This window comes from Pseudomonas sp. FA-1, assembly GCF_056856075.1.
In genome coordinates, this window is sequence record NZ_JBWXTH010000015.1 from 12,496 (window position 1) to 39,103 (window position 26,608).

At 64.6% G+C, this 26,608-nt stretch carries 21 protein-coding genes; 11 read left to right on the plus strand and 10 right to left on the minus strand.

Annotation, left to right across the window (positions count from 1 at the left end; genetic code table 11):
* The first annotated feature begins 87 nt into the window (after positions 1–87).
* The gene (locus AC1MHZ_RS21865) at positions 88–1,389 is read left to right on the plus strand and encodes a mechanosensitive ion channel family protein (protein ID WP_084858435.1); all 1,302 of its coding nucleotides are present in this window, start codon (positions 88–90) and stop codon (positions 1,387–1,389) included.
* 162 nt (positions 1,390–1,551) lie between these two features.
* Here AC1MHZ_RS21865 and AC1MHZ_RS21870 read toward each other — a convergent pair whose 3' ends face one another.
* From AC1MHZ_RS21870 to AC1MHZ_RS21880, 3 genes are all read right to left on the minus strand, one after another.
* On the minus strand, positions 1,552–2,430 hold the full coding sequence (locus AC1MHZ_RS21870) for a carboxylate/amino acid/amine transporter (protein WP_465001309.1): 879 nt from the start codon (positions 2,428–2,430) through the stop codon (positions 1,552–1,554).
* Between the two features lie 251 nt (positions 2,431–2,681).
* Positions 2,682–3,281: an FMN-dependent NADH-azoreductase gene (locus tag AC1MHZ_RS21875; protein WP_324818232.1), complete on the minus strand. Its 600-nt coding sequence runs from the start codon at positions 3,279–3,281 to the stop codon at positions 2,682–2,684.
* Between the two features lie 110 nt (positions 3,282–3,391).
* Positions 3,392–3,706, minus strand: a complete 315-nt coding sequence (locus AC1MHZ_RS21880; protein WP_324818235.1) for a 3-phosphoglycerate kinase — start codon at positions 3,704–3,706, stop codon at positions 3,392–3,394.
* A 48-nt stretch (positions 3,707–3,754) separates the two neighbouring features.
* Here AC1MHZ_RS21880 and AC1MHZ_RS21885 point away from each other — a divergent pair, with 48 nt between their 5' ends.
* The 4 genes from AC1MHZ_RS21885 (at position 3,755) to AC1MHZ_RS21900 (ending at position 7,950) form a co-directional block, all read left to right on the plus strand.
* Positions 3,755–4,678, plus strand: coding sequence for a LysR family transcriptional regulator (locus tag AC1MHZ_RS21885; RefSeq protein ID WP_324818238.1), 924 nt, complete (start codon positions 3,755–3,757; stop codon positions 4,676–4,678).
* Between the two features lie 13 nt (positions 4,679–4,691).
* Positions 4,692–5,504 carry an alpha/beta fold hydrolase gene (locus AC1MHZ_RS21890; protein ID WP_084858425.1) on the plus strand — a complete coding sequence of 271 codons (813 nt, stop codon included), beginning with the start codon at positions 4,692–4,694 and terminating at the stop codon, positions 5,502–5,504.
* Entirely contained in the window at positions 5,498–6,055 is a 558-nt protein-coding gene (locus AC1MHZ_RS21895) for a peptidylprolyl isomerase (RefSeq protein WP_465001310.1), read from the plus strand. Before AC1MHZ_RS21890 ends, AC1MHZ_RS21895 begins: the two co-directional genes overlap by 7 nt.
* A gap of 62 nt (positions 6,056–6,117) precedes the next feature.
* The gene (locus AC1MHZ_RS21900) at positions 6,118–7,950 is read left to right on the plus strand and encodes an ABC transporter ATP-binding protein (protein ID WP_084858423.1); all 1,833 of its coding nucleotides are present in this window, start codon (positions 6,118–6,120) and stop codon (positions 7,948–7,950) included.
* A 114-nt stretch (positions 7,951–8,064) separates the two neighbouring features.
* On the opposite strand, the gene AC1MHZ_RS21905 is transcribed toward AC1MHZ_RS21900, so the two are convergent.
* The gene (locus AC1MHZ_RS21905) at positions 8,065–9,192 is read right to left on the minus strand and encodes a GNAT family N-acetyltransferase (RefSeq protein WP_084858422.1); all 1,128 of its coding nucleotides are present in this window, start codon (positions 9,190–9,192) and stop codon (positions 8,065–8,067) included.
* 250 nt (positions 9,193–9,442) lie between these two features.
* Here AC1MHZ_RS21905 and AC1MHZ_RS21910 point away from each other — a divergent pair, with 250 nt between their 5' ends.
* Complete coding sequence (locus tag AC1MHZ_RS21910) at positions 9,443–10,687, plus strand: putative porin (protein ID WP_084858421.1); 1,245 nt, start codon at positions 9,443–9,445, stop codon at positions 10,685–10,687.
* 179 nt (positions 10,688–10,866) lie between these two features.
* Here the strand turns inward: AC1MHZ_RS21910 and AC1MHZ_RS21915 are convergent, their stop codons facing one another.
* A complete protein-coding gene (locus tag AC1MHZ_RS21915; protein WP_482966911.1) occupies positions 10,867–11,988 on the minus strand; it encodes a beta-ketoacyl-ACP synthase III in 1,122 nt (373 codons plus the stop codon).
* Between the two features lie 217 nt (positions 11,989–12,205).
* Positions 12,206–16,111: an ATP-dependent RNA helicase HrpA gene (gene hrpA / locus AC1MHZ_RS21920; protein WP_482966912.1), complete on the minus strand. Its 3,906-nt coding sequence runs from the start codon at positions 16,109–16,111 to the stop codon at positions 12,206–12,208.
* Positions 16,112–16,361: 250 nt separating this feature from the next.
* Between hrpA and AC1MHZ_RS21925 the strand changes: the two genes are divergently transcribed.
* The 3 genes from AC1MHZ_RS21925 (at position 16,362) to AC1MHZ_RS21935 (ending at position 19,301) form a co-directional block, all read left to right on the plus strand.
* The gene (locus AC1MHZ_RS21925) at positions 16,362–16,514 is read left to right on the plus strand and encodes a hypothetical protein (protein WP_172403052.1); all 153 of its coding nucleotides are present in this window, start codon (positions 16,362–16,364) and stop codon (positions 16,512–16,514) included.
* 89 nt (positions 16,515–16,603) lie between these two features.
* Positions 16,604–17,968: a glutamine synthetase family protein gene (locus AC1MHZ_RS21930; protein ID WP_084858418.1), complete on the plus strand. Its 1,365-nt coding sequence runs from the start codon at positions 16,604–16,606 to the stop codon at positions 17,966–17,968.
* Between the two features lie 25 nt (positions 17,969–17,993).
* On the plus strand, positions 17,994–19,301 hold the full coding sequence (locus tag AC1MHZ_RS21935; protein WP_084858417.1) for an NAD(P)/FAD-dependent oxidoreductase: 1,308 nt from the start codon (positions 17,994–17,996) through the stop codon (positions 19,299–19,301).
* A gap of 137 nt (positions 19,302–19,438) precedes the next feature.
* Here AC1MHZ_RS21935 and fadD1 read toward each other — a convergent pair whose 3' ends face one another.
* Both fadD1 and fadD2 read right to left on the minus strand, forming a co-directional pair.
* A complete protein-coding gene (gene fadD1, locus AC1MHZ_RS21940) occupies positions 19,439–21,136 on the minus strand; it encodes a long-chain-fatty-acid--CoA ligase FadD1 (RefSeq protein WP_084858416.1) in 1,698 nt (565 codons plus the stop codon).
* Between the two features lie 285 nt (positions 21,137–21,421).
* Positions 21,422–23,110 (minus strand): long-chain-fatty-acid--CoA ligase FadD2, encoded by a 1,689-nt coding sequence (gene fadD2, locus AC1MHZ_RS21945; RefSeq protein WP_482966913.1) that lies wholly within the window; start codon positions 23,108–23,110, stop codon positions 21,422–21,424.
* A 202-nt stretch (positions 23,111–23,312) separates the two neighbouring features.
* On the opposite strand from fadD2, the gene AC1MHZ_RS21950 reads away from it, so the two are divergent.
* Both AC1MHZ_RS21950 and AC1MHZ_RS21955 read left to right on the plus strand, forming a co-directional pair.
* Positions 23,313–24,257: an alpha/beta hydrolase gene (locus AC1MHZ_RS21950; protein ID WP_324816676.1), complete on the plus strand. Its 945-nt coding sequence runs from the start codon at positions 23,313–23,315 to the stop codon at positions 24,255–24,257.
* 37 nt (positions 24,258–24,294) lie between these two features.
* A complete protein-coding gene (locus AC1MHZ_RS21955) occupies positions 24,295–24,765 on the plus strand; it encodes a MaoC family dehydratase (RefSeq protein WP_084858413.1) in 471 nt (156 codons plus the stop codon).
* A 98-nt stretch (positions 24,766–24,863) separates the two neighbouring features.
* On the opposite strand, the gene AC1MHZ_RS21960 is transcribed toward AC1MHZ_RS21955, so the two are convergent.
* Positions 24,864–26,102, minus strand: a complete 1,239-nt coding sequence (locus AC1MHZ_RS21960; RefSeq protein ID WP_084858412.1) for an RNA polymerase sigma factor — start codon at positions 26,100–26,102, stop codon at positions 24,864–24,866.
* Positions 26,102–26,593, minus strand: a complete 492-nt coding sequence (locus tag AC1MHZ_RS21965) for an SRPBCC family protein (RefSeq protein ID WP_084858411.1) — start codon at positions 26,591–26,593, stop codon at positions 26,102–26,104. Before AC1MHZ_RS21965 ends, AC1MHZ_RS21960 begins: the two co-directional genes overlap by 1 nt.
* Between the last annotated feature and the right edge of the window lie 15 nt (positions 26,594–26,608).

The window sequence follows — 26,608 nt, forward strand, 5'->3', positions numbered from 1 at the left end:
ACGGACGCCGAATTTCTTTTGGCACCTTGGCGCCAATCCGCGTTCTAATGGGCCTTCGTTTTCGCAATACAGACCCGTCTAACCCTCATGGATATCCAACGACTCTGGAAAGACGCCCTGGACCTCTGGGGCACCCTCGACCAACACCCCATGCTGCACGCCGCCCTGGGCCTGGTGGTCCTGCTGGTTATTTCCCTGCTCATCGGCCGCCTGGCCCGCTTCATGGTGCTGCATGCCAGCCGCCTGCTGGCCCGCCAGCAACCGCTCAAGTGGCTCGACGACCTGCGCCACAACAAGGTCTTCCACCGCCTGGCCCAGACCACGCCCTCACTGGTGATCCAGTTCGGCCTGAAGCTGGTGCCGGAGCTGGGCGAAACCGCCCAGCACTTCCTCGGCAACGTGGCCCTGGCCTTCACCCTGCTGTTCATGACCATGGCCCTGTCGTGCCTGCTCGATGCCCTGCTGGACATCTACGCCCGCACCGAGCACGCCCGCACGCGTTCGATCAAGGGCTACGTGCAGCTGGCCAAGATGATGCTGTGGATCTTCGCTGCCATCGTCATCGTCGCCACCCTCATCGACCGCTCGCCGCTGTTGCTGCTCTCGGGCCTGGGTGCCATGTCGGCCGTGCTGCTGTTGGTCTACAAGGACACCTTGCTGTCGTTCGTCGCCAGCGTGCAGTTGACCAGCAACGACATGCTGCACGTCGGCGACTGGATCGAGATGCCCCAGGTCGGCGCCGACGGCGACGTGGTGGACATCACCCTGCACACGGTCAAGGTACAGAACTTCGACAAGACCATCGTTTCCATCCCCACCTGGCGCCTGATGAGCGAGTCGTTCCGCAACTGGCGCGGCATGCAGCAGTCCGGCGGGCGGCGCATCAAGCGCAGCCTGTTCATCGACGCTGCCGGCGTGCGCTTCCTCACCGCCGAAGAAGAACAGCGCCTGGGCCAGGTCCGCCTGCTGGGCGACTACCTGAAACAAAAGCGCCAGGAACTGAGCACCTGGAACGAAGCCCTGGGGCCGGTGGCCGAACTCGCCGCCAACCGCCGCAAGCTGACCAACATCGGCACCTTCCGCGCCTTCGCCCTGGCCTACCTGAAGAACCACCCCGACGTGCAGCAAGGCATGACCTGCATGGTCCGCCAGATGCAGACCACGGCCGAGGGCGTGCCGCTGGAGATCTACTGCTTCACCACCACCACCGCATGGGCCGAGTACGAGCGCATCCAGGGCGATATCTTCGACTACCTGCTGGCGGTGTTGCCCGAGTTCGGCTTGAGCCTGTACCAGCAACCCAGCGGCAATGACATGCGTATCGGGCTTGCCGCCAGGCCTCTGGCCACTCACGAGCCGCAACGGTTGAGCGAGCTGAGCGAGGCCTGAAGACCAGCCAGGGCCACGCCACCCTATTGGCTGGCGCGCCTGCTGTGTAGGAGCGGGCTTGCCCCGCGATCAAGGGCGAAGCCCTTGCCATGTCTATACGACACCAAGCCCGCCCCTATCGGGGCGGGCCGGCATCGCGGAAAAGCCCGCTCATTCTCCAACTCAGCGAGACATCGCCTGCGGCGTTGCCGGACGTTGCACACCCAACCGGCTCATCCACACCGACGCCACGATGATCGCCCCGCCTACGAAGAGCCGCCCCAGCGGCTCGTCCTGGTTCCATATCAGCAGGTTCAGCAGCAACCCCACCGGCACGTGCAGGTTGTTCATCACCGCCAACGTGGCCCCCGGAACCAGGCACGCGCCTTTGTTCCACCAGTACAGCCCCAACGCCGTCGGGACCAGCCCCAGAAACAACAGCACCAGCCATTGTGTGTCGGTCGCTGGCAGGTGCTGGTAGTTGCCGAACAACAGGAAGGCGGGCAGCACGACGATCAGCGCGCCCAGGTAGAAATAGCCAAAGCGCCGGTAGTGCGGCAGGTCGCTGGGGTGTCGAGCCACCAAGTGGCGATACATGACCTGGCCTGCCGCATAGGTGAAGTTGGCCAGTTGCAGCAACAGGAAGCCCATGAAGAAGTCACCGCTGATGCTGTCGAAGCGGATCACCGCAGCGCCCGCCACGGCCACCAGGGCGGCCAGCAGCGCCCAGAAGTTGAAGCGGCGGTTCAGGGCGTCTTCGATCAGGGTCACGTGCAAGGGCGTGAGAATGGTGAACAGCAGCACCTCCGGCACCGTCAGCACGCGGAAGCTCAGGTACAGGCACACATAGGTGATGCCGTACTGCAACGCCCCGATCAGCAGCATCGCGCGCATGAAGCGTGGCTCCACCTGGCGCCAGCGGGTCAGCGGCAGGAACACCAGCAAGGCCAGCACCACGCGCGCCAGCACCGCGAAGTAGCTGTCGACGTTGCCGGCCAGGTAGACGCCGATCAGGTTGAAGGAAAACGCCTGGATCAGCGCGACGATTATCAGGTAGCCCATGGTTGCCTCTTGAGTATCAAGGCGGCGACCTTAGCGGGTTGAGCCGAAGCAGTTCAACCATGCGCAGTGTAGGGGCAGTGCCAGACCATTCGCGGGTAAATCCGCTCCCACAGGTTGCGGGAGCGGGCTTGCCCGTGAACAGGTCAGTCCTGCATGGCGAAAAAACCAACATAAAAAAGCCCGGCCATCAGGCCGGGCAGGTACACCCAAAGGAGCAACAGGGTGTCAGGGGGTTGGGAATGCGTTACGCGTCAGGCCACCGCGGCCAGCCTGGCCTTGGCCTGGTTCAGGCCTTTCTCGTGGAATTCGCTGCTGATATTCAGGCCTTCGGCGTGGATGAAGTCCACCTCATGAATGCCGATGAAGGCCATCACCTGACGCAGATAGGGTTCCTGGTGGTCGCTGGTGGCACCGGCATGGATGCCGCCACGGGCAGTCAGGACGATGGCGCGCTTGCCGGTCAGCAGGCCTTGCGGGCCGGTCGGGGTGTACTTGAAGGTGATGCCGGCACGCAGCACGTGATCCAGCCAGGCCTTGAGGGTGCTGGGGATGGTGAAGTTGTACATCGGCGCCGCCATCACCAGCACGTCGGCCGCGAGCAACTCCTCGGTCAGTTCATTGGACCGCTCCAGTGCATCCACTTCTGCGGCGCTGCGCTGCTCTTCAGGCTTCATCCAGCCGCCGAGCAGGTTGGCATCCAGATGCGGCACAGGGCTCACCGCCAGGTCGCGCAGCTTGATCTCGTCGCCCGGATGGGCCGCTTGCCACTGCTGGATGAAATCCTGGGTCAGCTGGCGGGAAACGGAATCCTGCTGGCGGGCGCTGCTTTCGATGATCAATACGCGGGACATGGAAGCCTCCATCGGCGAACAAAAGGTTGCGATTCGATGGAGGTGAGATTAAAACTTGACCTATCGATAAAAAAGCGTAAAAAGTGGGTGAAATCTATCGACTATTCCGTTTATTCGGCTTTGCAGTTCACCGCGATGCGCAGCTTGATGATCTGGCGGTTGAACTTGGCGGTGACGTCCACGCTTTGGCCCGCCGGTACATTCACCCGGCGTACCCGCGGCGCCTCGGGGCCGTTGCGGAACGTCACCTTGCAAGCCGCCGGAACCTGCCCGTAGTTATTCAAGGTGATGCTGCCGATGTCGTAGGCAGTGTCGTAGGTGGTGTAGTCCAGCTTGACCCCGGCCAGTTCCTTCTCCACCTCGATGGGGTAGGCCATGGCCCCCAGGGGCAGGCACAGCAGCAATGCCGCACAAGATTTCTTCATTGGGCGCTCTCCTTGGAAGAGCGCAGCTTAGGACAACAGGAGCCGAAGATGAAAGCGCCACGCGTAACCCTGGATCAGTGGCGAACCCTCCAGGCGGTGGTCGACCACGGCGGGTTCGCCCAGGCCGCCGAAGCCCTGCACCGCTCGCAATCGTCGGTCAGCTACACCGTGGCGCGCATGCAGGAGCAGCTGGGTGTGCCGCTGCTGCGCATCGACGGGCGCAAGGCCGTGCTGACCGAAGCCGGCAATGTGCTGCTGCGCCGTTCACGCCATCTGGTCAAGCAGGCCAGCCAGCTCGAGGACCTGGCCCACCACATGGAGCAAGGCTGGGAGGCCGAGGTGCGCGTGGTGGTCGATGCCGCCTACCCCAGCGCCCGCCTGGTCAGGGCGCTGAGCGCCTTCATGCCGCAAAGCCGCGGGTGTCGGGTACGCCTGCGCGAGGAGGTGTTGTCCGGTGTCGAGGAAGTGCTGCACGAAGGCATTGCCGACCTTGCCATCAGCAGCTACAGCATCGGCGGCTACCTGGGCGCCGAACTGAGCTCGGTGGAATTCATCGCCGTCGCCCACCCCGAGCACAGCCTCCACCGCCTGGGCCGGGAAATCACCTTCCAGGACCTGGAAAGCCAGTTGCAGGTGGTGATCCGCGACTCCGGCCGTGCCCAACCACGGGATGTCGGCTGGCTCGGCGCCGAGCAGCGCTGGACGGTCGGCAGCCTGGGTACCGCCGCCACCTTCGTAAGCAGCGGCCTGGGCTTTGCCTGGCTGCCCCGGCACATGATCGAGCGCGAGCTGCGCGACGGCGTGCTCAAGCCGCTGCCGCTGGATCAAGGTGGCAGCCGTCACCCACTGTTCTACCTTTATTCGAACAAGGACAAGACCTTGGGTCCGGCCACGCAGATTCTCATCGAGCTGCTGCGCAATTTCGACACAGCGCCATTGGACGAGCCCTTCGCAGCCCCCCCGCAAGCCTGAGAGGACCGCGCCCATGGCCTATTTCGAGCACGAAGGATGCACGCTGCACTACGAGGAATACGGCCAGGGCGAACCCCTGGTGCTGCTGCATGGCCTGGGCTCGAGCTGCCAGGACTGGGAACTGCAAGTCCCGGTGTTGAGCCGCCATTACCGGGTAATTCTGATGGATATCCGCGGTCATGGTCGCTCCGACAAACCTCGCGACGGCTACCAGATCGCGACCTTCAGTGCCGACCTGCTGGCCCTGCTGGAGCACCTGCAGACCGGCCCGGTGCACGTCGTCGGCCTATCCATGGGCGGCATGGTGGGTTTTCAGTTCGCCGTCGACCACCCCGCCTGGCTACGCAGCCTGTGCATCGTCAACAGCGCCCCTGAGGTGCGACGCAACTCGATCGCTCACTGGATCTGGTGGATCAAGCGCTGGAGCCTGGCGCGCATCCTCAGTGTCGAGACGATCGGCAAGGGCTTGGCCGAGCGGCTGTTCCCCAAGCCGGAACAAACCGAACTGCGCCACAAGATGGCCCAGCGCTGGGCGCGCAACGACAAGCGCGCCTACCTGCGCAGCTTCGATGCCATCGTCGACTGGGGTGTGCAGGCGCGCATCGGGCAGATCCGCTGCCCGACCCTGGTGATCGCCGCCGACCACGATTACACCCCGATACAACTCAAGGAACGCTATGTCGCCCTGATGCCCCAGGCGACACTGGCGGTCATCGCCGATTCCCGGCACGCTACTCCCCTCGACCAACCCGAGGTCTTCAACCAGACCCTGCTGCACTTCCTCGCAGCGGCTTCCACTTCTCAAGGATCTTTGAGCCCATGCTGAAAAAACTCCTGATCACCGCCTGCTCGGTCGCCTTCGCCACCAGCGTCATGGCTTCGGACAAGACCCCTCACGTCGTGCTGGATACCAGCTTAGGCCAGGTCGAGATCGAGCTGAACGCCGAAAAGGCGCCGATCAGCACGAAGAACTTCCTCGAATACGTCGACAGCGGCTTCTACAACAACACCATCTTCCACCGTGTGATCCCAGGCTTCATGGCCCAGGGCGGCGGCTTCACCGACCAGATGGTGCAAAAGCCGACCCGCGACCCCATCCGCAACGAGGCCAGCAACGGCCTGGCCAACACGCGCGGCACCCTGGCCATGGCGCGTACCTCGGACCCGAACTCGGCCACCAGCCAGTTCTTCATCAACGTGGCCGATAACGATTTCCTCAACCCAGGCCGCGACCGTGGCTACGCGGTGTTCGGCAAGGTGACCAAAGGCATGGAGGTCGTTGACCAGATCGTCAACTCGCCTACCACCATCAAGCAAGGCATGCGCGATGTACCGGCGGACCCGGTGTACATCACGTCCGCCAAACGCATCGACTGATCGCAGGTCTCACAAGGATGTGAACCCGCCTTGAGGTCGGATGGAACAGGAGTGTGTCCACCATGTTGTACCGCCGCTTCGAACAGCTGATCGACATTTTCCGCGAGGCACCCAGCGAGGCGCCGCCAAACCAGGTGTGGCCGTTCTACCTGTATTACCTGCGCCAGGTCTGGCCCAGCTTCATCGCTCTGCTGGTGGTCGGCCTGGTGGCCGCGCTGATCGAGGTGGCCATGTTCAGCTACCTGAGCCGGATCATCGACCTGGCCCAGGCCACGCCAGGCACCGAGTTCTTCAGCCGGCACAGCGGCGAGCTGGCCTGGATGCTGGTGGTCATCCTGGTGCTGCGGCCGGTGTTCTTCGGCCTGCACGACCTGCTGGTGCACCAGACCATCAGCCCGGGCATGACCAGCCTGATCCGCTGGCAGAACCACACCTACGTGCTCAAGCAGAGCCTGAACTTCTTCCAGAGCGACTTCGCCGGGCGCATCGCCCAGCGCATCATGCAGACCGGCAACTCCCTGCGCGACTCGGCGGTGCAGGCCGTGGACGCGCTCTGGCACGTACTCATCTACGCCATCAGCTCCCTGGTACTGTTCGCCGAGGCCGACTGGCGGCTGATGCTGCCATTGCTGGCCTGGATCGCCTGCTACATCGCCGCGCTCTACTACTTCGTACCCCGGGTCAAGGAACGCTCGGTGATTTCCTCCGACGCCCGCTCCAAGCTGATGGGGCGCATCGTCGATGGCTACACCAACATCGCCACCCTCAAGCTGTTCGCCCATACCGACTACGAACAGCAGTACGCCCGCGAGGCGATCAGCGAGCAGACCGAGAAGACCCAGCTGGCCTCGCGGGTGGTCACCAGCATGGACGTGGTCATCACCGGCCTCAACGGCCTGTTGGTGGTGGGCACCACGGGCCTGGCCCTGTGGCTGTGGAGCCAGTCGCTGATCACCGTTGGCGCCATCGCACTGGCCACGGGCCTGGTGATCCGCATCATCAACATGTCCGGCTGGATCATGTGGGTGGTCAATGGCATCTTCGAGAACATCGGCATGGTCCAGGACGGCCTGCAGACCATCGCCCAGCCGGTCAGCGTCACCGACAAGCCTGGCGCCCCGGCACTGCAGGTCAGCCGTGGTGCGGTGCACTTCGACCATGTGGACTTTCACTACGGCAAGGGCAACAAGGTCATCGACGGGCTGGACCTGGACATCCGCCCCGGCGAGAAGATCGGCCTGATCGGCCCTTCCGGCGCCGGCAAGTCGACCATGGTCAACCTGTTGCTGCGTCTGTACGACGTGGACAGCGGACGCATCCTCATCGACGGCCAGGACATCGCCGAGGTCAACCAGGCCAGCCTGCGCGCGCAGATCGGCATGATCACCCAGGACACCTCGCTGCTGCATCGCTCGATCCGTGACAACCTGCTGTATGGCCGGCCGGATGCCAGCGAGGCGCAAGTCTGGGAGGCCGTGCGCCAGGCCCGGGCCGACGAGTTCATCCCCCAGCTCTCCGACGCCCAGGGGCGCACTGGGTTCGATGCCCATGTGGGCGAGCGCGGCGTCAAGCTCTCCGGTGGCCAGCGCCAGCGCATCGCCATTGCCCGGGTGCTGCTCAAGAATGCGCCGATCCTGATCATGGACGAAGCCACCTCGGCGCTGGATTCGGAAGTCGAGGCGGCGATCCAGGAGAGCCTGGAGACCTTGATGCAAGGCAAGACGGTGATCGCTATCGCCCACCGCCTGTCCACCATCGCCCGTATGGACCGGCTGGTGGTGCTGGACCAAGGGCGCATCGTCGAAAGCGGTACCCATGCCGAGTTGCTGGCCGAGCGCGGGTTGTATGCGCGGTTGTGGCATCACCAGACCGGCGGGTTCGTCGGGGTGGATTGACCGCTCCATCGCGCGCCTGCCATCGCGGGACAAGCCCGCTCCCACAGGCTCAGCGCCATCCGCAAGAAGGGTGGTGAACCTGTGGGAGCGGGCTTGTCCCGCGATTGGGCCCGCTCAGGCCCTCCGGTAAGGCAACATCTCCCGCGCCTGCTCGGCATAGGCCCTCACCCCTGCCCGCTCCTGCTCGAGGAAATCCCCCACCGCCCGGCGCAACCCCGGGTGCAACAGGTAATGCCACGACCGGGTCAGCACCGGCTCGAAGCCGCGGATCAGCTTGTGTTCACCCTGGGCCCCGGCATCGAACCGCTGCAGCCCTTCTTCAATGGCGAACGTCATGCCCTGATAGAAGCAGGTTTCGAAATGCAGCCGATCGAATTCGTCCAGGCACCCCCAATAACGCCCATACAGGCTGTCACCACCGACCAGGCTCAGGGCCATGGCCACCTCGCGCCCGTGCTGGCGAGCCACCACCACCCGCACCGCCTCGGGCATGCGCTCGGCCAGCAGGCTGAAGAATTCGCGGGTCAGATAGGGCGTACGACGCCGCACCGCATAGGTGTTGGCATAGCACAGGTAGACGAAGTCCCACTGCGCCTCGCTCAGTTCCTCACCGCGCAACCAGCGGAAGTCGATCCCCTGCCCGGCCACCTGCTCGCGCTCCTTGCGCATCTGCTTGCGCTTGCGGGAACTCAGGGTATCGAGGAAATCCTGGAAGTCGCGGTAACCGCGGTTATGCCAGTGGAACTGACAACCCAGGCGTTCCATCCACCCTGGCAAGCCGGCGATACGCTCGTCGAGGGCGCTGTCGGTGAAATTGATGTGCGCGCCGGAGAGCTCGCCCTTGCCCAGGTACTCGGGAATGGCCTGCAGCATGAGCACCCCATCGGCTGGCTCGGCCGCCAGCAGGCGCGGACCGCTCACCGGGCTGAACGGTATCGCGCCGAGCAGCTTGGGGTAGTAGCGGATGCCCGCGCGTTCGCAGGCATCGGCCCAGCCGTGATCGAACACGTACTCACCGAAGGAGTGCCACTTGCGGTAGGCAGGCAGCACTGCACGCACCTGCCCATCGCGCTCCAGCACCAGATGCTCGGCCGCCCAGCCGGTCGCGGGCGCGACGCTGCCGCTGTCCTCCAAAGCGCTGAGGAAGGCATGGCGCAGGAACGGCTGGCCGCAAGGCACCAGGGCATCCCAGGTCACCGCCGGCAGGTCACGTAGATGGGCAAGGCTGTACAGGCTGGTCACGATGTCGACTCACAGGCCAGGAAGTGGCCAGTATCCCCAAGTGGGTCGCGACACTCAAATGAACGCGCACACTCAACCTCGCTTAACCGCAGTGCCATCAAATAGACATTATTCTGTCATTCCTCCCCGCAATACTGGCGCCTGTTTTTCGGAACCCCAAAAACCTCTCTAACCAGGGGCTTTCCGAAGGCATGCCAACTAAGGGGCAGGCGCAAGAGCCTCCCCAACTTTTTCCAACAGGGAGAACCTTATGCGTCTTGTTTCTACACTTACCGGAGTAAGCCTCACCGGCATGATGCTGGCACTGAGCGCTCCGGCCAGTGCTGCAGTCGACGCCAAGCTGCTCGAGATGCTCCGCGCCAACGGCTCGATCAACCAGGCGCAGTACAACGAACTGCAGGCCGATCTGGCCAAGGAAACCAAGGAAAAGGCAGAGCAGAAGGCCCAGGCCGACCGCCTGAGCTCCTTCGAGCAGAAAGTGGCATGGGCCGCCAAGACCCAGATCAAGGGCGACGTGCGCCTGCGCTACGAAGACGTCAACGTCGACAACCCCAACAGCCGCAGCGGCAACCAGGACCGCGAACGCGTCCGTGCCCGCGTCGGCTTCTACAGCCAGATCAACCCGCAGGTCGATGCCGGCATCCGCGTTGCCACCGGCAGCAGTTCCGATGCGCGCTCCACCAACCAGAGCCTGGACAACTACTTCGACAAGAAGTCGCTGTGGGTAGACCTGGCCTACCTCGACTGGCACCCGACCGCCGTGCCGAACCTGCACCTGATCGGCGGCAAGATGCCTCAGCCTTGGGTGAGCATGGGCGACATCATCTGGGACAGCGATATCAACCCCGAAGGCGTGGCCGTCACCTACAAGACCGACTTGGGCGGCGCCGAGCTGTTCGGCAGCGCCGGCCACTACAACCTCAAGGACAACGTGGATGGCGACGGCGTGCAGTTCAAGCATGACGCCCAGCTGTACCACGGCCAGTTGGGCGCACGCTTCGATGCGGCCGACACCGTCAAGGTCACCGTGGGTACCAGCATCTACGGCTATGACAACGACAAGGAATCGGCAGCCCTGCGCGCCTTCGGCAACACCACCAACGAGTTCAACCTGGTGGAAGGCTTCGGCCAGGTGGACTTCACCGGCTTCGCCATCCCGCTGTCGGCCTACGGCCAGTACGTGAAGAACACCGAGAGCACCGACGGCGAAGACAAGGCCTGGCTGGCCGGCCTGAAGACCAAGCTCGGTGCCTGGAGCCTGGACTACAACTACCGCGACGTGCAGCGCAACGCGGTGGTCAGCGCCTTCACCGACTCCGACTTCGGTGCCGGCTTCACCGGTTCGCGCGGTCACAAGTTCAAGGTTGGCTACGAGATCGACAAGAACTTCTCGCTGGGCGCAGCCTACCTGATGGCCAAGACCGACCTGTCCCAGCTGCCGAACAGCAATGCCGACGTCGACACCCTGCAGGTCGACCTGGAAGCCAAGTTCTAAGCGCAAGCTCCCCTGCGTCACTCAGGCGGGAAGTGCCGACCCCATCCGGCGCTTCCCGCTTTTTTTGCCTGCTGCAAATGCATTGGCCCAATCGCCGGCAAGCCGGCGCCCACAGGATCGTGACAGTCCCGTGGGAGCCGGCTTGCCGGCGATTGGGCCAATGCAGACGCTACAAGGGATCAGCGCTTGCGCAGGATCACGCTGCCGATCGAATACCCCGCACCAAACGAGCTCAGCACGCCCAGCGCGCCCTTGGGCAGGTCATCCTGGTACAGGTGGAAGGCAATCACCGAGCCCGCCGAACTGGTGTTGGCATAACGGTCCAGAATCACCGGTGCATCCTCCTCGGCGACCTCACGCCCCAGCAGCTTCTTGACGATCAGGTGGTTCATGCTGAGGTTCGCCTGGTGCAGCCAGAAGCGATTGACGTCGTTCGGTTGCAGGTCGTTTTCCTCCAGGTGCTGGCCGATCAGCTCGGCGACCTTCGGGCAGACCTCCTTGAATACCTTGCGGCCTTCCTGCACGAACAGCTTGTCTGGGGCGTCGATCCCCTCCTCCGCCGCACGGTTGAGGAAACCGAAGTTATTGCGGATGTTGTTGGAGAAGCCGGTCCACAGCTTGGTGCTGACGATCTCGAACTGGTGCACCGAGGTGGCCTGGTCGGCGCGTTCGACCAGTACGGCGGTAGCGGCATCGCCGAAGATGAAGTGGCTGTCGCGGTCACGGAAGTTCAGGTGCCCGGTGCAGATCTCCGGGTTGACCATCAGCACCGCTCGGGCCTGGCCCAGTTGCACACTGTTGGCGGCGGTCTGGATGCCGAAGGTGGCCGAGGAGCAGGCCACGTTCATGTCGAAGGCAAAGCCCTGGATGTCCAGTGCTTGTTGCACTTCGATGGAGATGGCCGGGTACGGGCGCTGCAGGTTGGAGCAGGCGACGATCACCCCGTCCACGTCGGCGGGCGTGCGGCCTGCACGCTCAAGGGCCTGGCGGGCGGCGGCCACGGCCATTTCGCAGAGGATCGACGGCTCGTCATTGGAGCGCTCCGGCAGGCGCGGCTTCATGCGCTGCGGGTCGAGGATGCCGGCCTTGTCCATGACGAAGCGGCTCTTGATGCCGGAAGCCTTCTCGATGAAGGCCGCGTCGGACAGCGGCGCGGCCTTCAGCTCGCCCCGCTCGATGGCGGCGGCGTTGTCCTGGTTGTACTGCTGCGCCCAGGTGTTGAAGGACGTCACCAGCTCTTCGTTGGAAATGCTCTGGGCCGGGGTATACAGGCCGGTGCCGCTGATCACGACGTTATGCACGGTCGTTCCTCTGGTCAGAGGCCATCGCCACGCGGCGCTGGCCGGAAAAGGCAAGATAATGGCACTTTAGTGCCAACTTATACGCGAGGGCCGTGCCCTCGATCACAAGACAAGCCCGCACTCTCAGGATAGGCGCGGTTCCTGTAGAAGCAGGCTTGCCCTGCGATGGGCCGCACAGCGGCCCAAATTCCCGCAAGTTTGCCACATTTCCCTAGGTTTAGGCTTCCACCTGGGACCACTGTTTGGACAGACGCTTGTCGGAAACCGGCACCTTGGTGCCCAGCTGCTGGGCGAACAACGACACCCGGTATTCCTCCAGCCACCAGCGGTACAGGGTAAGCTGTTCGTCCCGCTTGCCCTCCTGGGCATGCTTGTCGGCGCGGGCCTTGTACTGGGTCCACAGGTTGGCCAGCTCGCCGCTCCACACCCGGTCCTTCTGCACCTGCGAACCGAGCTTCTCCAGACGCAGCTCCACCGCCTTGAGATAGCGCGGCAATTCCTTGAACCAGGCCGCGGGCGTCTCGCGTACGAAGCCTGGATACACCAGGTTGGCGAGCTGCTGCTTGATGTCGTTCAAGGCGACCGCCTGGCTCAGGTCGATCTTGCCCTTGAAGCGCTTCTGCAAGCCATGCCACAGCTTGAGCACCTCCAGGGTCTGGCGGGCCAGACGCTCGGCATGCTCGGCCCAGCTGCCGCGCTTGCGCTCGGCCAGCGCGGCGAGCGCTGCACCGTCACGCGGCAACGGCGCCTCGCCTTCGAGGATGCAGCTGTCCAGGCTGGCCAGGAGGATATCCTCCACCAACGCCTCGACCCGGCCCAGCTCGCGGTACAACAGGCCCAGCTCGGTCAGCCCCGGCAGCTTGCCGCGCAGGAACTTGGCAGGCTCGGCCAGCTGTTGCAGCAGCAACCGCTGCAGCGCACGGCGGTGCTGGAACTCGGCTTCGGCCTGGGTCGAGAAACGCCCCTCGCGCACTGCCCCGGCCTCTTCCACCAGCGCCGGATACACCGTCAGCGACAGGCCGGCGATCTTCTGCTGGGCGGTTTGCGCCACCTCGGCGAACGCCTTGGCCTGCACCGGCTGCTCGGCTTTTTCGTTGCGCGGCATGGCCAGTGCGGCCTGGCTCGCAGCGGCGAAACGCGCGGTCAGTTCGGCCAGGTCACGGCCTTCGCCAAGGAACTTGCCCTGGCCGTCGACCACCTCGACGTTCATGCGCAGGTGCCCTTCCACCAGCCCGGCCGCTTCGGCCCAGGCGTCGTCCGGCACCCGGGCGCCGGTCATGCGCAGCAGTTCCTGGCCCAGGGCCTGGGGCAAGGCGCCCTGGCCGAAGGTCATGCGGGCCAGGGCCGCCTTGACGAAATCGGGTACCGGCACGAAGTTCTTGCGCAGGGCCTTGGGCAGGTTGCGCACCAAGGCCACGCACTTGGCCTCCAGCAGGCCGGGTACCAGCCACTCCAGGCGCTCGCCCGGCAGGCTCGGCAGCAGCGGTGCCGGCACACGCACGGTAACGCCGTCACGGGGGTGGCCCGGCTCGAAGTGGTAGGTCAATGGCAGGCGCAAGTCCCCCACCTGCAGGCTGTCTGGGTATTGCGCGGCGGTCACTTCACTGGCTTCGCGGGCCAGCACGTCCTCTTCGCGCATGATCAGCAGGTTCGGGTCCTTCTGGCTGTTGACCCGGTACCAGCTGTCGAAGGTCGCACTCTGGTGGATCTCTGCCGGCAGGCGCGCCTCGTAGAAGGCGTACAGGGTTTCCTCGTCGGCCAGGATGTCCCGTCGCCGGGCCTTGGCCTCCAGTTCGTCGAGCTGCTCGAGCAGGCGCTTGTTGGCCGCCAGGCACTTGGCCCGCGACTGGATCTGGCCACCTACCAAGCCGTCACGGATGAACAGCTCGCGGGACACCACCGGGTCGATCGGGCCGAAGTGCACCGGCCGGCGACCGACCAGGATCAGGCCATACAGGGTGATCTGCTCGTAGGCGACCACCTGGCCGCGCTTCTTCTCCCAATGCGGCTCGAAATGGTTCTTCTTGACCAGGTGGGTGGCCAGCGGCTCGATCCAGTCCGGTTCGATCTTGGCCACCATACGTGCATAGAGCTTGGTGGTTTCCACAAGCTCTGCGGCCATCACCCACTGTGGGCGCTTGCGGCCGATGCCGGAGGACGGGTGGACCCAGAAGCGCCGCTGGCGCGCGCCCTGGTAGTCGCCGTCTTCGGTCTTGTGGCCGATCTGGCTCAACAGGCCACTGAGGATGGCCTTGTGCATACGTGGGAAGTCTGCCGGCTCCTTGTTGACCGCCAATTGCAGGTCGCGGCAGATCAGCGAGAGCTGGCGGTGGGCGTCGCGCCATTCACGCAGGCGCAGGTAGCTAAGGAAGTGCTTGCGGCACCAATTGCGCAGCGGGTTGGCGGTCAAGGCCTGGCGCTGCTCCTCGAAGCCCCGCCAAAGGTTGACCAGGGCGGCGAAATCGGAGTCGGTGTCCTTCCACTGGGCATGGGCCTGGTCAGCCGCCTGCTGGCGCTCCGGTGGGCGCTCGCGGGGGTCCTGCACCGACAGGGCACTGGCGACGATCAGCACTTCCTGCAGGCTGCCCTGGCGGGCGCCTTCGAGCAGCATGCGGCCCAGGCGTGGGTCGATCGGCAGGCGTGCCAGCTGGCGGCCCAGCGGGGTCAGCTGGTTTTCGCGATTGACCGCCGAGAGCTCCTGCAACAGGTTGAAGCCGTCGCTGATGGCCTTGCCATCCGGCGGCTCGATGAACGGGAAGGCATCGATCGCGCCCAGGCGCAGGTGCAGCATCTGCAGGATCACCGCGGCCAGGTTGGTGCGCAGGATCTCAGGGTCGGTGAACGCCGGCCGGGCGTTGAAGTCTTCTTCGCTGTACAGACGCACGCAGATGCCCGGCTCGACCCGCCCGCAACGGCCCTTGCGCTGGTTGGCGCTGGCTTGCGACACCGCCTCGATGGGCAGGCGCTGAACCTTGGCCCGGTAGCTGTAGCGGCTGATGCGCGCAGTACCGGTGTCGATCACGTAGCGGATGCCCGGCACGGTCAGCGACGTTTCGGCAACGTTGGTGGCAAGTACTACCCGGCGCCCGGTATGGGGCTGGAAGATCTTCTGCTGCTCGGCTGGCGTCAGGCGCGCATACAGCGGCAGGATCTCGGTGTGGCGCAACTGGGCCTTGCGCAGGATCTCGGCGGCATCGCGGATCTCCCGCTCGCCCGGCAGGAACACCAGCACATCACCGGGGCCCTTGCCCTCGCTGCGCTCGTGATGGGCCAGTTCGTCCAGGGTGGCGAGGATCGCCTGGTCGACAGTGAGGTCGTCCTCGACGCGGTTGCCCTCCTCGTCCTGCTCGCTGGTCAACGGGCGGTACCAAGTCTCCACCGGGAAGGTGCGGCCCGACACCTCGATGATCGGCGCGCCGTCGAAATGCTTGGAGAAGCGCTCCAGGTCGATGGTCGCCGAGGTGATGATCAGCTTCAGGTCCGGGCGGCGGTGCAGCAGGGTCTTCAGGTAGCCGAGCAGGAAGTCGATGTTCAGGCTGCGCTCGTGGGCTTCGTCGACGATGATCGTGTCGTAGCGCTCGAGGAAGCGGTCGTGCTGGGTCTCGGCCAGCAGGATGCCGTCGGTCATCAGCTTGACCAGGGTACCGGCATCGCTCTGGTCCTCGAAGCGCACCTGGTAGCCGATCAGCCCGCCCAAGGGCGTGCCCAGTTCTTCGGCCACCCGCGCCGCCACGCTGCGCGCGGCGATCCGACGCGGCTGGGTGTGGGCGATCAGGCCGTGGCGACCGCGGCCCATCTCCAGGCAGATCTTCGGCAACTGGGTGGTCTTGCCCGAGCCGGTCTCGCCGGCGATCACCAGCACCTGGTGCTCGGCCAGGGCCTTCTTGATTTCGTCGCGCTTGGCCGCGATGGGCAGGCTGTCGTCGTAGCGGATGCTCGGCACGCTCTGCTCGCGGGCCACGACCTGGGCGCAGGAAGCCTGGACCTTTTCCACCCACGACGCCTGCTTCGCCTCGTCGGGGCGCTTGCGCAGCTCGTGCAGTTGACGCCGCAGCCGATGGCGGTCGGCGATCATGGCGTGGTCAAGGTTCTTCAGGAGTTGGTCGATTGAGTGGTCTGTCATGGGGCTTTTTGGTGATGCAGGTGGGCCTGCTTTTTCATGATCGGCATTCGAAAGATGCGCGATTGTCGCAGATTTGCGACCGCTTTGCTGTCTGTGCTGCCTGCACTGAAGGAGCGGCCTCGCGCCCTTTCGCGGCACAAGGCCTTCCGACAGCATTTGCATCGTTGCTTGAGAATGTTTAGCCAACCACGGAATGAACGTTGCCATTCACTGCTTTAATCAACCTTATACCCCATGTGAGTATCCAGGCATGATCCGCCCCTCGAGCAATGCGCACCCGGCCCTTCCCAAGGCCAAGGCGCGCGCCGGCGAAAACCCGCTGGTACATGTCATCCTCGCCTTCTGGGCCCTGTGGCACTGCCGCCACGCACGCCCGCCGGATACTTCGTTCACGCCTCTCTGACCTGTCCCGGCCACCTTCGGCCGGTTTCCCGGTACGAGCCGCCGCCTGCGTGCGACGGCCCTGTGCGCCTGCGGGCGCGAGCGAACATCATGCACTTTGCCAACCCCGACCAGGCCAGGCGCTTCCTGGCCGACAACCCTGATATCGAGCTGTTCGAGCTGTTCATCCTCGACGCCAACGGCGTGCCCCGTGGCAAGCTGCTGCACCGCGACGAGCTGCTGGCGGTGTACGAAAGCGGCCGCCCCCTGCCCAGCACCATTCTCGGCCTGACCCTCAATGGCGAGGACGTGGAAGACTCCGGCCTGGTCTGGGACGTGGGCGATATCGACTGCCGCGCCTACCCGCTCGAAGGCAGCCTGGTACGCCTGCCCTGGCGACGCGTGCCGACCGCCGCCGTGCAGGTGAGCATGCACCCCAGCGAGGGCCTGCCGGCCAGCGTGGCCGACCCGCGTCATGTATTGCTGCGCACCCTCGAAGCGCTCGAGGCCGACGGCTACCACCCGGTGATGGCCTGCGAGCTGGAGTTCTACCTGCTCGATCAGCAACGCGACGCGCAGGGGCGCCCGCAACCGGCACTGGACAGCGATGGCGGTCGCCCACACGCCACCCAGGTGTACGGGCTGCGAGAACTCGAGCAGATCGAACCCTTCCTCGCCGACCTCTATGCCGCCTGCAAGGCCCAGGGCATCCCCGCGCGCACGGCGATCTCCGAATACGCGCCCGGCCAGGTGGAAATCACCCTGGAACACGGCCCTGCCTTGCAGGCCATGGACCAGGCCGTGCGCTACAAGCGCCTGGTCAAGGGCATCGCCAACGCGCATGGCATGCAGGCCTGCTTCATGGCCAAGCCCTTCGCCCACCTGGCCGGCACCGGCATGCACATGCACCTGAGCCTGGCCGATGCCGAGGGCAACAACCTGTTCGCCAGCCACGACCCGGCCGGTACCCCGCTGCTGCGCCAGGCGGTCGGCGGCATGTTGCGCCACCTGCGCGAGTCTTTGCTGCTGTTCTGCCCCAACGCCAACTCCTACCGGCGCTTCCAGGCCAACAGCTATGCGCCCCTGGCGCCGACCTGGGGCGTCGACAACCGTACCGTGAGCCTGCGGGTGCCCGGTGGGCCGGCCAACAGCCGCCACGTGGAACATCGTATTTGCGGCGCCGATGCCAACCCGTACCTGGCCGCAGCAGCTATTCTCGCCGCCGCCCACCGGGGTGTACGCGAGCAGCTCGACCCCGGTGCGCCTGTGCAAGGCAACGGCTACGCCCAAGCCAAGGAGCACCTGCCCACCGAGTGGCTGACCGCCCTGGAGGCCCTGGAGCATTCGACGTGGGCCCGGGAAGCTCTGGGCGAGGCCTTCCTCGGGGTCTACCTGAAGGTCAAGCGCGCCGAGTACCGCCAGTTCATGGCCGAAGTCGGCGAACAGGACTGGCGCTGGTATCTGCACCAGGCATGAGCCTAATCCGTTTGAAGGAATCGACATGAACGCAGCATCGAACAACCTGGCGGCGCAACGGGCACCGTCCTACTACAGCGCCACGCTCAACGACCCGACCGCCTACCCGACGCTCACCGGCACCGAGCAGGTGGACGTGGCCATCATCGGCGGCGGTTTCACCGGAGTCGCCACGGCAGTGGAGCTGGCCGAGCGAGGCCTGAAGGTGGCCATCGTCGAAACCAACCGGATCGGCTGGGGCGCCAGCGGGCGCAACGGCGGCCAAGTCACCGGCAGCCTCTCGGGCGACGAGGCCATGCGCACGCAGATGCGCAATCGCCTGGGCAGCGAGGTAGACGATTTCATCTGGCACCTGCGCTGGCGCGGGCACCAGATCATCGAGCAGCGCGTGGCGCGTTACGGTATCGATTGCGATCTCAAGCGCGGCCACCTGCACGCGGCGATGAAGCCGTCGCACATGAGCGAGCTGCAAGCCAGCTACGACGAGGCGCAGCGCCGTGGCATGGGCGACCAGGTGCAGTTGCTCGACCGCGCCGCGGTCGGCCAGCACCTGCAGAGCCCGCTGTACCTGGGCGCCTTGAAGAACCGCCGCAACCTGCACCTGCACCCGCTCAACCTGTGCATGGGCGAGGCCCGCGCCGCCCATTCCCTGGGCGCTTTGGTATACGAAAACTCCGAGGTACTGGAGATCATCCATGGCCCGCGCCCGGCGGTGGTCACCGCCCAAGGCCGCATCGAGGCACGTCAGGTGCTGCTGGCAGGCGATGTCTACCACAAGCTGGAAAAGCGCCAGCTCAAGGGCAAGATCTTCCCGGCCATGGGCGGCATCGTCACCACTGCACCGCTGGGTGAGCTGGCCGAACAGATCAACCCCCAGGACCTGGCGGTGTACGACTGCCGTTTCGTCCTCGACTACTACCGCCTGACGGCGGACAAACGCCTGCTGTTCGGCGGCGGCGCCAACTACTCGGGCAAGGATTCGCGGGATATCGAAGGCGAGCTGCGCCCCTGCATCGAGCGCACCTTCCCGGCGCTCAAGGGCGTGCCGATCGAGTTCAAGTGGAGTTGCGCCATGGGCATCGTGGTCAACCGTATCCCGCAGTTGGGCAAGCTTTCGGACAACGTCTGGTATTGCCAGGGCTATTCAGGGCATGGCATCGCCACCAGCCACATCATGGGCGAGATCATGGCCGAAGCCCTGACCGGAACGCTGGAGAAATTCGACACCTTCGCGGCGTGCAAGCACATCAAGGTACCGATGGGGGACCTACTGGGCAATCCGCTGCTGGCGGCGGGGATGTGGTACTACCAGATGCTCGAGAAACTGCGCTGACTCCGCGCCCCCTGGAGCGGCCTTGTGCCGCGAAAGGGCCGCAAAGCGGCCCCGATCAGCGATGCTGCAAAAGCCGGGGCGTGCCTTGCAGCCCTTTCGCGGCACAAGGCCGCTCCAGAGACCGCGCCGCCTGCGGGTCAGGCGATCTTCTTCAGGCCCTGTTTCTTCAGCTCTTCATCGCGCAGCTCGCGACGCAGGATCTTGCCGACGTTGGTGGTCGGCAGCGCATCGCGGAACTCGATGTAGCGCGGCACCTTGTAGCCGGTGACATTGGCGCGCATGTGCTCCATCACCTGCTCCTTGGTCAGGGTCATGCCCGGCTTGACGACGATGAACATCTTGATCACCTCGCCCGACTTCTCGTCCGGCACGCCGATCGCCGCGCACTGCAGCACGCCCGGCAAGCCAGCCAGCACATCTTCGAGCTCGTTGGGATACACGTTGAAGCCGGACACCAGGATCATGTCCTTCTTGCGATCGACGATGCGCATGTAGCCGTCCGGCTGGATCACCGCGATGTCGCCGGTCTTCAGCCAACCGTCCTGGTCGAGGATCTCGGCGGTGGCGTCCTCGCGCTGCCAGTAGCCCTTCATGACCTGCGGGCCCTTGACGCACAGCTCGCCGACCTCGCCCAGGCCCAGTTCGCGACCGCTGTCATCGATGACCTTGCACAGGGTGGAAGGCACCGGAATGCCGATGGTGCCGACCTGGTTGGCCTCGGCCGGGTTGACCGCCGCTACCGGGCTGGTCTCGGTCATGCCGTAGCCTTCGCAGATGGCGCAACCGGTCACCGCCTTCCAGCGCTCGGCCACGCTCAACTGCAAGGCCATGCCGCCGGACAGGGTGATCTTCAACGCCGAGAAGTCCAGGGCGCGGAAGGCATCGTTGTTGCACAGGGCGACGAACAGGGTGTTGAGCCCGACGAAGCCGCTGAACTTCCACTTGCCCAGCTCCTTGACCATCGCCGACAAGTCACGCGGGTTGCTGATCAGCACGTTGTGGTTGCCGATCAGCATCATGGCCATGCAATGGAAGGTGAACGCATAGATGTGGTACAGCGGCAGCGGGGTGATGAGGATCTCGCACCCCTCATGCAGGTTGGAGCCCATCAGCGCCCGGCATTGCAGCATATTGGCTACCAGGTTGCGGTGGGTCAGCATGGCGCCCTTGGCAACCCCCGTGGTACCGCCGGTATACTGCAGCACTGCGACGTCGTTGGGCTGGGGGTTGGCCTCGGTCACCGCGCCACCCTTGCCCAGGGCCAGGGCATCGTTGAAGCGCACGGCGCCCGGCAGGTTGTAGGCCGGCACCATCTTCTTCACGTACTTGATCACGCTGTTGATCAACAGGCGCTTGAGCGGCGGCAGCAGGTCGGCCACTTCGGTGACGATGACGTGCTTGACCTGGGTCTTGGGCACCACCTTCTCGGCGAGGTGGGCCATGTTGGCCAGGCATACCAGGGCCTTGGCGCCGGAGTCGTTGAACTGGTGCTCCATTTCCCGCGCGGTGTACAGCGGGTTGGTGTTGACCACGATCAGGCCGGCGCGCATGGCGCCGAACACGGCTACGGGGTATTGCAGGACATTGGGCAATTGCACGGCGATGCGGTCGCCGGGCTTGAGGTCGGTATGCTGTTGCAGCCAAGCGGCGAAAGCGCCCGAGAGCGTGTAGAGCTCACCGTAGGTCAGGGTCTTGCCCAGGTTGCTAAAGGCCGGTTTGTCGGCAAAGCGTTGGCAGGATTGCTTGAGTACCGCCTGGATATTGGGGAATTCGTCAGGATTGATTTGAGCCGTAATTCCGGCTGGGTACTTATCCTTCCAAAAATTTTCGATCATGGAAGCCCGCTCCTTCAGCAACAGCCAATTCGTCACGCATTGTGCGTTTATTATTGATATGAGATGACGGCTCATTGCAAACCGGATCATCCGAAAGCGCGCCGAGAGTAACAGCTTTGCCAAGGGTCGACTAGAGCCCGAATCGGCCTTATCGGTCACAAAAATGACTCAAAGAACTATATAGGTCATTTTTAGAGTATTTAACCAAAACGTCGCAATTCAGCCCGAAAAAGGCAGGCTAGAGCGGTTCATCCCTAGCCTGCCTGTTCGGAAGCCCGCCAGGGATCAGGCGATATCACGCAGCTCGCGGCGCAGGATCTTACCCACCGGCGTCATGGGCAATGAATCGCGCAGCACGATGTGCTTGGGTACCTTGTAGCCTGTGAAGTTGGCCTTGCAGAACGCCTTGAGCTCATCGACATCCAGCCCGCCCTCGCGGGGCACCACGAACAGCTTGACCGCCTCGCCGGAACGTTCGTCCGGCACGCCGATGGCCGCGCAGTTGGCGACCTTCGGGTGCCCCATGACCACATCCTCGATCTCGTTGGGGTACACGTTGAAACCCGAGACGATGATCATGTCCTTCTTGCGATCGACGATACGGGTAAAACCGTCGGGGTCGATCACGGCGATATCGCCCGTCTTCAGCCAACCCTCGGCATCCAGTGTGGCGGCGGTGGCCTCGGGCTGCTGCCAGTAGCCCTTCATGACCTGCGGCCCCTTGATGCAGAGCTCGCCCCGCTCGCCCAGGGGGAGTTCGTTGCCTTGGTCGTCGATGACCTTGAACGCCGTGCCCGGCACCGGGATGCCCACGGTGCCCAGGCGTGCCAGCTCGCCATAGGGGTTGGTGCTGGCCACCGGAGAGGTTTCGGTCAGGCCATAGCCCTCGACGATGCGACAGCCCGTCAGTTGCTCCCAGCGTTCGGCGGTGGCCTTCACCAGCGCCGTGCCGCCTGAGTTGGTGACCTTGAGGGCGGAGAAATCCAGGGCCTTGAAACCGGGGTGGTCCATCAGAGCGACGAACAGCGTGTTCAAGCCCAGCAGCGCGGTGAACCGCCACTTGCCCAGTTCCTTGATGAAGCCCGGGATGTCGCGGGGGTTGGTGATCAGCACGTTATGGTTGCCGGTGACCATCATGCACATGCAGTTCGCCGTGAAGGCATAGATGTGGTACAGCGGCAGCGGCGCGATCATCACCTCCTCGCCGTCCTTGATCAGCCGCTGGCCGTCGGGGCCGTGCTGGGCGAAGCAGGCCAGCACCTGCAACATATTCGCGACCAGGTTGCCGTGGGTGAGCATGGCACCCTTGGCAAGGCCGGTGGTGCCGCCGGTGTACTGCAGCACGGCGATGTCGTCGAGCGCCAGCGCCACCGGCCTGGGCGACAGGCCGCGGCCCTGGCGCATCACCTGCTTGAACGACACGGCCTGGGGCAGGTTGTAGGCCGGGACCATCTTCTTCACTTTGTCGACCACGGTGTTGACCAGCCAGCCCTTGGCGGTGGGCAGCAGGTCGCCCATCTTCGCCTCGATCAGGTACTGGATGTCGGTCTCGCCGAGCACCTCCTGCACGCGCTGGCCGAACATGTTCAGGTACACCAGGGCGCGGGCGCCGGAATCCTTGAACTGGTGGCGCATCTCGCGCGCGGTATAGAGCGGGTTGGTGTTGACCACGATCAGGCCGGCGCGCATGGCACCGAACACGGCGATAGGGTATTGCAGCACGTTGGGCATCTGCACGGCGATGCGATCGCCCGGGACGAGGTCGGTGTGCTGCTGCAGCCAGGCCGCGAAGGCCGCGCAGTGGCGATCGAGGTCGGCATAGCTGAGGGTCACGCCCAGGTTGCTGAAGGCCGGGCGGTCGGCGAAGCACTTGCAGGAGCGTTCGAAGACATCGACCACGGATTGGTAGGCATTGATATCGAGGGTGGAAGGCACGCCCGCCGGGCGCTTGTCGTTCCAGAAGTCGGCTTGCATTTATAGTTGTTCCTCTGCCCGAAGCTATCCCTACCTCTTTGCCCACACAGGCAAAAGGGTGTTGAACCGACGTTAGCAGGTAAGACGCAGGAGGCATACAAGCCAAGTGCCGCCATTAACATTGTGAATCTTATTTGTTGTCTTCCTGCATTCGGCGCCATTGCGCATACACTGTCTCGAAGCCGTGCGCAAAGGACCTTCCATGCCCCATGACGCCTTCTGGCTGCCTGCCAGCGAGCATTGCAGCCTCTATGTCCACCAGTGGTTGCCGACCACCCCGGTCAAGGCCGTGGTGCTGCTGGCCCATGGCATGGCCGAGCATGCCGGTCGCTACCGGCGTCTGGGCCATGCCCTGGCGGATGCAGGTTTCGCGCTGCTCGCCCCGGACCTGCGTGGCCATGGCCGTACCGCCGAGCTGGGCTGCCTGGGCCTGTTCGCCCGTCATCATGGCTGGACCACCGTAGTCAACGACCTGGGCCTTATCGCCCAGCACATCGGCCAACAATTCCCTGGTACACCGCTGTTCCTGTTCGGCCACAGCATGGGCAGCTACATCGCCCAAGCGTACCTGATGCACCACAGCGCCAGCCTGCAGGGCGCCGTGCTCAGTGGCTCGAACTTCCACCCCCCCCTGCTGTACCGCACCGCCTCCCTGGTAGCCCGTGCCGAAACCTGGCGCCAAGGGCCGCTGGGCAAGAGCGCGCTGCTCGACTGGCTGTCGTTCGGCTCGTTCAACAAGGCCTTCAGGCCCAACCGCACTGCCTTCGACTGGCTCAGCCGCGATACTGACGAAGTCGACCAGTACGTCGCCGACCCGCTGTGCGGCTTTCGCTGCTGCAACCAGCTGTGGGTTGACCTGCTCCAAGGCCTGGCGCAGATCAGCCAGCCGAAGAACCTGGCGCAGATCGACCCGAACCTGCCCATCCTGGTGATCGGCGGCGAATGTGATCCGGTCAGTGCCGGCAAGCGTCTGAAAGGTCTGGCCGCTGCCCTGCGCGCGACCGGCAACCGGCACGTGCAACTGCGCCTGTACCCCGAGGCCCGGCACGAACTGCTCAACGAAACCAACCGCGACGAGGTCACCGCCGATATCCTCGGCTGGCTGGAGCAGGCCCTGGCCCTTGGCCGCCCTGCCCGCAGTGAATGATGTACACTTCCCCGTCCGCCCTCCTAAGGAAGCCCCGATGCCCCAGGTCACCAACACGCCCTACGAAGCCCTCGAAGTCGGGCAGAAAGCCAGCTATGAAAAGTCCGTGCAGGAGCGCGACATCCAGCTGTTCGCCGCGATGTCCGGTGACCACAATCCGGTGCACCTGGACGCCGAGTTCGCGGCCAAGAGCATGTTCCGCGAGCGCATCGCCCATGGCATGTTCAGTGGCGCTTTGATAAGCGCCGCGGTGGCCTGCACCCTTCCGGGCCCCGGGACCATCTACCTGGGCCAGCAGATGAGCTTCCAGAAGCCGGTGAAGATCGGCGACACCCTGACCGTGCGCCTTGAGATTCTCGAGAAACTGCCCAAGTTCAAGGTGCGCATCGCCACCAATGTATACAACCAGAACGACGAGCTGGTCGTCGAAGGCGTCGCCGAGATCCTCGCACCGCGCAAACAGCAGACCGTCGAACTGGTCACCCCGCCAAATTTCGTCGCCAGCTGATACGGCGCCCTGTGGGAGCGGGTTTACCCGCACAGCATGCCACACGGTATTCGCGGGTAAACCCGCTCCCACGGGCCTTGCGCTTGCTCAGCTCTTTCTCACCCCAACTCCCGCAGACACCGCTCGATATGCCGCCGCTCCGGCCCTTGCCGGGTAAGCGCCAGGGCCTGGCGCCAGGCGACCCGGGCCTGCTCATCCTGCCCCAACTGCCGATGCAGTTCGGCCCGCGCGGCATGGGCCAGGTGGTAATCGAGCAACTCGCCCCGCCCCAGGATCGCTTCGATCGCCTGCAACCCAGCCCTCGCTCCATCTCGCTTGGCCAGCGCCACCGCCCGGTTCAGCTCGACCACCGGTGACGGCCAGTGGCGCTGCAGCACATCATAAAGCCCGACGATTTCCGCCCAGTCGGTCTGCTCGGCGCTGGGCGCCTCGGCATGCAGCGCGGCGATGGCTGCCTGTACGCTGTAGGCGCCAAACTGACGGCTGCGCAACGCCTGCTGCACCAATTGGCAGCCTTCGTCGATCTGCGCACGGTCCCACAAGCTGCGGTCCTGGCGGTCGAGCAGCACCAGCTCTCCCGCCGCATCGGTGCGGGCGCGCAGGCGCGACGCCTGCAGCAGCATCAATGCCAGCAGCCCGAGCACCTCGGCATCGGGCAGCAGTTGGGCGATCAAGCGCCCCAGGCGGATCGCCTCGTCGCACAGTTCGCGCTGCACCAGGTCTTCGCCAGAGGACGCGGAGTACCCTTCGTTGAACACCAGATACACCACCCGCAGCACGTTTTCCAGGCGTTCGGGCAGCTCACCCAGGGCCGGTACCTGGTAGGGAATGCGCGCATCGCGGATCTTGGCCTTGGCGCGGACGATGCGCTGGGCAATGGTCGCCGGGCTTTGCAAAAATGCCCGGGCGATCTGCTCGGTGGTCAGGTCGCATACTTCACGCAGGGTCAGCGGTACTTGGGCGTCTGCGGCAAGAGCCGGGTGGCAGCAGGTGAAGATCAGGCGCAGGCGGTCATCCACCAGCAGTTCCTCCTCGCTGGGGTCCTGTCCCTCCCCTTCCAGAAGCATGATCAGGTCAGCCTGGGAGCGGTCGAAGCGAGCCCGCCTGCGCAAGGCATCGATGGCCTTGAAACGGCCTGCGGAGACCAGCCAGGCCCGGGGGTTGTCCGGGATGCCGTCCCGCTGCCAACGTTCGACAGCGATGAAGAAGGCGTCATGCATCGCCTCCTCGGCCAGGTCGAAATCGCCGAGCAGGCGGATCAAGGTTGCCAGGATACGCCGGGAGTCGCGGCGGTAGACCGCCTCGACCTCCCCGCGCACCTGTTCGGCATCGACCATCAGTCCGGCATCCGCTGGGTCACGACCTCCACCAGGCGGTCCAGGCTTTCGCCCCATCCCTGGTAGAACCCCATTTCTTCGTGGGCGCGGCAGTCGGCAGCACTCCAATGCAAGGCCCGGGCGGTGTAGCGGGTCTTGCCCTGCTCTTCGTCGAAGGTCATCACCGCGGTCATGAAAGCCTTGCCCGACGGCACCCAGCCCGGGGCGAACGCATCGGTGAATACCAGCCGCCGCGGTGCGATGATTTCCAGGAATACACCCTGGTTGGGGTACTCGGCGCCATCGGGCGCCCGCATCAACGTGCGGAACAGGCCACCGACCCACAGTTGCATCTCGCATTCAGGGGTGGTCATGCCATGGGGCCCCCACCATTGGCTCAGCCACTGGGGCTCGGTCCAGGCGCGGAACACCTTGGCCGGCGGTGCATCGATCAGGCGGCTGATGGCCAGCTCATGCTGTGCCTGGGCCAGGCCTGGTTGTGCAAGGCTCATTATGCTCGCTCTCCA